Source organism: uncultured Clostridium sp., from assembly GCF_947036855.1.
Lineage (GTDB): Bacteria > Bacillota > Clostridia > Clostridiales > Clostridiaceae > Sarcina.
In genome coordinates, this window is record NZ_CAMQRY010000135.1 from 1 (window position 1) to 5,868 (window position 5,868).

The 5,868-nt window shown below is 26.1% G+C and carries 7 protein-coding genes; 1 reads left to right on the forward strand and 6 read right to left on the reverse strand.

Annotation, left to right across the window (positions count from 1 at the left end):
- Window positions 1-119: 119 nt before the first annotated feature.
- The gene (gene htpG / locus Q0V15_RS11120; RefSeq protein ID WP_297438991.1) at window positions 120-1,994 is read left to right on the forward strand and encodes a molecular chaperone HtpG; all 1,875 of its coding nucleotides are present in this window, start codon (window positions 120-122) and stop codon (window positions 1,992-1,994) included.
- 50 nt (window positions 1,995-2,044) lie between these two features.
- Here htpG and Q0V15_RS11125 read toward each other — a convergent pair whose 3' ends face one another.
- The 6 genes from Q0V15_RS11125 to Q0V15_RS11150 all read right to left on the reverse strand — a co-directional run.
- A complete protein-coding gene (locus Q0V15_RS11125) occupies window positions 2,045-3,067 on the reverse strand; it encodes an FUSC family protein (protein ID WP_297438993.1) in 1,023 nt (340 codons plus the stop codon).
- 138 nt (window positions 3,068-3,205) lie between these two features.
- On the reverse strand, window positions 3,206-3,910 hold the full coding sequence (locus Q0V15_RS11130) for a hypothetical protein (RefSeq protein ID WP_297438995.1): 705 nt from the start codon (window positions 3,908-3,910) through the stop codon (window positions 3,206-3,208).
- Window positions 3,911-3,912: 2 nt separating this feature from the next.
- Window positions 3,913-4,107, reverse strand: a complete 195-nt coding sequence (locus Q0V15_RS11135) for a helix-turn-helix transcriptional regulator (RefSeq protein ID WP_297438997.1) — start codon at window positions 4,105-4,107, stop codon at window positions 3,913-3,915.
- 286 nt (window positions 4,108-4,393) lie between these two features.
- Window positions 4,394-4,798: a hypothetical protein gene (locus Q0V15_RS11140; protein WP_297438999.1), complete on the reverse strand. Its 405-nt coding sequence runs from the start codon at window positions 4,796-4,798 to the stop codon at window positions 4,394-4,396.
- Between the two features lie 132 nt (window positions 4,799-4,930).
- A complete protein-coding gene (locus Q0V15_RS11145) occupies window positions 4,931-5,338 on the reverse strand; it encodes a hypothetical protein (RefSeq protein WP_297439001.1) in 408 nt (135 codons plus the stop codon).
- A 148-nt stretch (window positions 5,339-5,486) separates the two neighbouring features.
- Window positions 5,487-5,868, reverse strand: a 382-nt coding sequence (locus Q0V15_RS11150) for a hypothetical protein (RefSeq protein ID WP_297439003.1), incomplete at its 5' end; no start/stop codon positions are given.

Below are 5,868 nucleotides of genomic sequence, written 5' to 3' on the forward strand. Positions count from 1 at the left end.
AATTATATTTTAACAAACTTGACAGTTATTTTTCATAGTGGTATAAAATACTTATAGGTTAGCACTCTATAACCTAGAGTGCTAAAAACCAAATCTAGTATTTTATGGAGATGATTAAATTGGAAAAAAGAGAATTTAAGGCAGAATCAAAAAGATTATTAGACATAGTTATTAACTCAATATACACTAACAAGGAAATATTCCTTAGAGAATTAATTTCTAATGCAAGTGATGCTATTGATAAGGTGTATTACAAAACTTTAGGTGATACAACTTTAACTTTTAATAGAGCTGATTACTTTGTAAAGCTAGTTCCAAATAAAGAAAATAGAACTTTAACACTTGTTGATAAAGGTATAGGAATGAATGAGGACGACCTTAATACTAATCTTGGTATTATTGCTAAAAGTGGTTCACTTGATTTCAAAACAGAAAATGACTCTAAAGATGGTCATGATATAATAGGACAATTCGGAATTGGTTTCTATTCAGCATTCTTAGTTGCTAAAAAAGTAACTGTTATAACTAGAGCTTTCGGTAGTGAAGATGCTTATAAATGGGAATCTGATGGTGTTGATGGCTATACTGTAACTGAGTCTACAAAAGATAGTTTTGGAACAGATATTATTTTAGAACTTAAGGATAATTCTGAAGATGAAAACTATGATGCTTACTTAGATGAATTTACACTTAAAAACTTAGTTAAGAAATATTCAGATTTTATCAGATACCCAATCAAACTTGATATGACTAAATCAAGAGCTATTGAGGGAACTGAAAATGAAACTGAAGAATATAAAGAAGAAGAAACTTTAAATAGTATGGTTCCTATATGGAGAAAAAATAAAAATGAGCTTACAGAGGAAGATTATAATAACTTCTACTCTGAGAAGAGATTTGGATTTGATAAGCCACTTAGACATATGCATGTAAGTGTTGATGGTCTAATAAGCTATAACTCAATCTTATTTATCCCTGAAAGCACACCATATGATTACTATACTAAAGAGTATAAAAAAGGACTTGAGCTATATTCAAACGGAGTTCTTATAATGGATAAGTGTGAAGCACTACTTCCTGATTACTTTGGATTTGTAAAAGGTATTTTAGATTCACAAGATTTATCTCTTAATGTATCAAGAGAAGTTTTACAAAATGATAGACAATTAAAACTTATAGCTAAGAACATTAAAAATAAAATTAAAAATGAGCTTAAATCAATGCTTAAAAATGATAGAGAAAGCTATGATAAATTCTTTGAATCATTTGGAAAGCAATTAAAATACGGAATATATGAGAACTTTGGTGAAAACAAAGATGAACTTAAAGAACTTGTAATGTTCTACTCATCAAAAGAAAAGAAAATGGTTTCTCTTGATGAATATATTGAAAGAATGGCAGATGACCAGAAATATATCTATTATGCTGCTGGTGAGAGTAAAGAAAGAATTGAAAGAATGCCTCAAACTGAAGTTGTTCTTGATAAAGGATTTGAAATTCTTTACTTCACAGATGATATAGATGAATTTGCTATAAAAATTCTTATGAATTACAAAGAAAAAGATTTTAAATCAGTATCAAGTGGTGATTTAGGATTTGAAACTGAAAGTAATGAAGATAAGGCTATTAAAGAAGAAAACAAAGACTTATTCAAATCTTTAGCTGATGCTTTAGTTGGAAAAGTTAAAAATGTTAAAGCTTCTACAAGACTCAAAAATTCACCTGTTTGTTTATCAACAGATGGAGAACTTTCAATTGAAATGGAAAAAATATTAAGTGCTATGCCTGATGGACAAAATGTTAAATCAGAAAAAGTTCTTGAAATTAATACAAACCATGAGATTTTCAGTTCACTTCAATCTATATTTGAAGAAGATAAAGAGAAATTCAACTTATATGCTAGTATTTTATATAACCAAGCATTACTTGTTGAAGGACTTACTATAGAAGATCCAATTGAATTTACTAATAATATTTGTAAATTAATGAAGTAATATAAATACAAAAAGACTACTCTAGGATAATCTCCTAAAGTAGTCTTTTTTTATGCTACATCTAAATCTGATTGCTTAGATTTTTTAATAGCCTCTTCAATTATAAATATAAGGAATACTATAAATGCTCCAAGCACTGTAAATATTATTCTATACATATCAAGTGTTAAAGCTGTCTGATTTCTATAAAGCATATGATTAGCAAAAAGTGCTGCATATGTTATAAAAATTGCTCTCTTATAATACGCCATAGGGAAGAACATAAAGTATACTGCTATTCCTGCTGTTATATATAGAATAATATCATTTGTAACCACATGTGATATTATCATAAATAGCACACAAGCAACTGCTGTTCCAAGAAGTCTATCAATTATCTTTTGGAATGTAAGTCCCTTATCTGGAATCATAAGAATAATTATTGTAATAGGTAGCCATATTGCATGATACTCTTTAAAATACTGCATAGTAAAAATTGCAATTGCAAAAACAATTCCATTTATAATAGAATATCTACTCTTAAAATTATTAAACTCAATCTTATCTTCATATTTTATATGTAACACCTTTTTTTCAAAATCTTTATTGAAATATGTATCCTTTGTAAATAAGTAATATAAAATCATTATAAATATTCCTGATACAAGTAGTGCCAGTAAAAGCCTAGGCATCTGCTGCGAAGTCGGCTTAAAATATATCAAAAACATATAATTAAATAAAAAGCCCATTGTTCTTGGCATACTTTTATAATGATTGAACATATAATGAAGTCCAAATGCTACTGCAAATGTAAAAATTATAAGTGTAAGATAATTAAGCCCTGCTATATAAGCTGCTATACCTATAATAACCTGTGTTCCTATAATCCTTATAGCCTCAATAAACATACATTCACTATAATCTTTATCAAGCATTGTTATAACAACAACCCCTGTTCCAAGACCAAGTATTCCCTCAAGAGCACCAAATCCTGTATACAATCCACCAATCATAAAAAATACTATAAATAAGTATTTTAAATTAGTGATATGCTTTTTTAATAAATTCAAATAATCACTTTCCTTTTTAATCATAAATTTCATCTTTTGTGTAAAAACTATTATATCACTATATAAATTTTATTGTTAAAAAGAACCTATATAGTATACGGCATTTTACATGCCTATTAACTATATAAGTTCCTTTTTCAATGTATATCTAATTTTTAAAACCTAATGAGTTCTGTTATTAGCATTTCTCTCTGATCTTTTAATCATAAATCTCATAAGAGGATAATAGCCAACTATAAATATAATCGCTGGTATAGCAACTGTAAAAATAAATTGCTGCATAGTCTTAGGTCTATTCATAATAACTGTAACCACAACATATGCTATCCATGCATATAAACAATTTAATCTAAACTTCTTTAAAGATTTTTTCTTATCTGTTACTGCTAAACTAACATTATTATTAACTATAAGCCCTTTTGATACAAACATTATACTTAAAAAGAAACTTGGAATCAAAACTATTAAAACACTCAATAAAAACATTACTAATATTATTCCAATCTTTTGTCCTACTATAATTAGCTGTATCATATCAACCATACCTATTACTAAAAGTAACACTAAAGAAATATAAAATCCTTGTTTGAAAAACTTATTTCTATATATTATTGTAAACTCATCCTTCGGCTTAAATATATCTATAAATCCAATTCCTCCAAATAAACATCTAATCACAATAAACAAAGTAATTCCAACTATTGAAATAATTGATGGAATTATATATATCGGATTATTTCCTTTAACTAAAATATCCATAACTATTAAAACTGCTACAATCTGCTGAATTATATAAGCAATCGGCATATATGAATTTCTTTCATTTTCTACTCTCTCATCAACTATTCCTTTCTTAAAAAGTCTCATTATTATACCTCCCAAAATAGTTCATCTAATGTCCTATCTAAAGTTTTACATATCGCTATACATAGTTTTATACTTGGATTATACTTTCCAGATTCAATCATACTTATAGTCTGCCTTGTAACTAAAACTATATTTGCAAGTTGCTCCTGTGAAAGTTCTTTCTCTACTCTTGCCATCTTCATTTTTATATTCTTCATTTTCTCTCCTATTATTAAAACTAAGCTTCTTATCTTTATAATTCATTATATTAAATTTTATAACAATGTAAAATATACCCGACATTTAGTTTTATATATTTTACACCTAAACATATAAAACTTACCACTATAAATATTGTTAATCCTAGTAATCTATAAATTTTAACCCACTTTAAATATTAATCTTATAAATTTTCAACACATACAAAAATATTATAATTACCCATAAAAAAATATGCTTAGAATATCTATACTCTAAACATATTTCAGTGAATTAATTGGCTAACTAACAAATACTTTTAGCTTCTTCATCAATCTCTCTTAATCTATCATAAATTTCCTTACCTCTAAAATCTGCATAATAAATATTACCTACATAGTGTATGAAATCTTCTTTTTGCATTTTAGGGAAATTATATCTAACATCTTGCTTTATAGCTTCTACAAGTTCTATAAATGTTGGTTCTAAACCATTTACGCCTTCAAATTCAGCCTGATAAAGCTTTGAAATTTGATCTAACCCAAATATAATTTTTTCACCATCTAGCTCATATGATATTTTACTATAATCATCAGCTATACTAAGTTCTTTAATTCTTGTTTCTCTTATATCAACAGCAATACCTTCAAATTCTCTTATTAAAGTTATTACTTCATCAACTAATTTCTTTCTCTGATTTAACCTATCCATCTTCTATTATTACCGCCTTTCATTTCTATATTTAACCATATTATATCACTCTATAATATTTATATTACCCTTAATTTATAGCAATAATGTTACATATTCAAAATTTCTGACATATAACTTATATAATTATAATCACCTTTTAGATACACTCCATATCCCTTCCGAATTAGCTATTGAAATTTTATAAGTATTTTTATTCACCATATAATTCACTTTAGATATTACTATTTTATCTCCATCTTTAATATGAAGTTCAAAAATATAATAATTTTCTCTTTTATCACTTGGTACATAATTTTTTTCCTGAGAATATACAAGTTCCGCTCCTTCAACAAAAGAAAAAGCTTTTTTTATAGTGTTCTTTGCAAATACTATCTCTATTTCTTCATCTACAACTACTTGTGATGTTTCATCATCGTCAAGAATCTTATGTTCTCTAAACTCTAAAACATCTTCTATTTCATGAGTTAAATCATTACTACAACTCGAAAATAAAAATACTATAATTATTGGAATAATCATAATTAATTTTTTTTTCAAAGCTTCACCTCTTTAGTTTATTCATTATTACTATAATATGAATAACTAAAATTACGGTTACATAAACAAAATACTATTTTAGTTTAAATCTTATTTATAATCAAAAAACAAACTATAAATTATTAAATCTATAGTTTGCTCTATTTATCTACTTTTTAGGATTTGATAAAAGCATAAGTGCTGATATTATTGACATAATTGCTGTCGCTGCTAAAAGCCCTACTCTTTTTAAATTTTCCATTTTATTATTTTCACTTTCTAATGGTTTTTCTAATTTTGTTTTTTGTACTTTATTAACTAAATTAAGTATATTTTCATTTATAGCTGGTTCATGAAATATAAATTCTTTTTTAGTTTCACTACCTATTTCCGCTTTTATATTAGGTACTATAACCGCTCCTGTCTTAATTGAATTATTTGTTTTATTACTTATATCTTTTACAATTTTTTTTATAATACTTTTATTAGTATTTACTAAACTCTCATCTTTTTCATTTTCACTTTGTTTTGCCATATCTGGTTTTTTATCT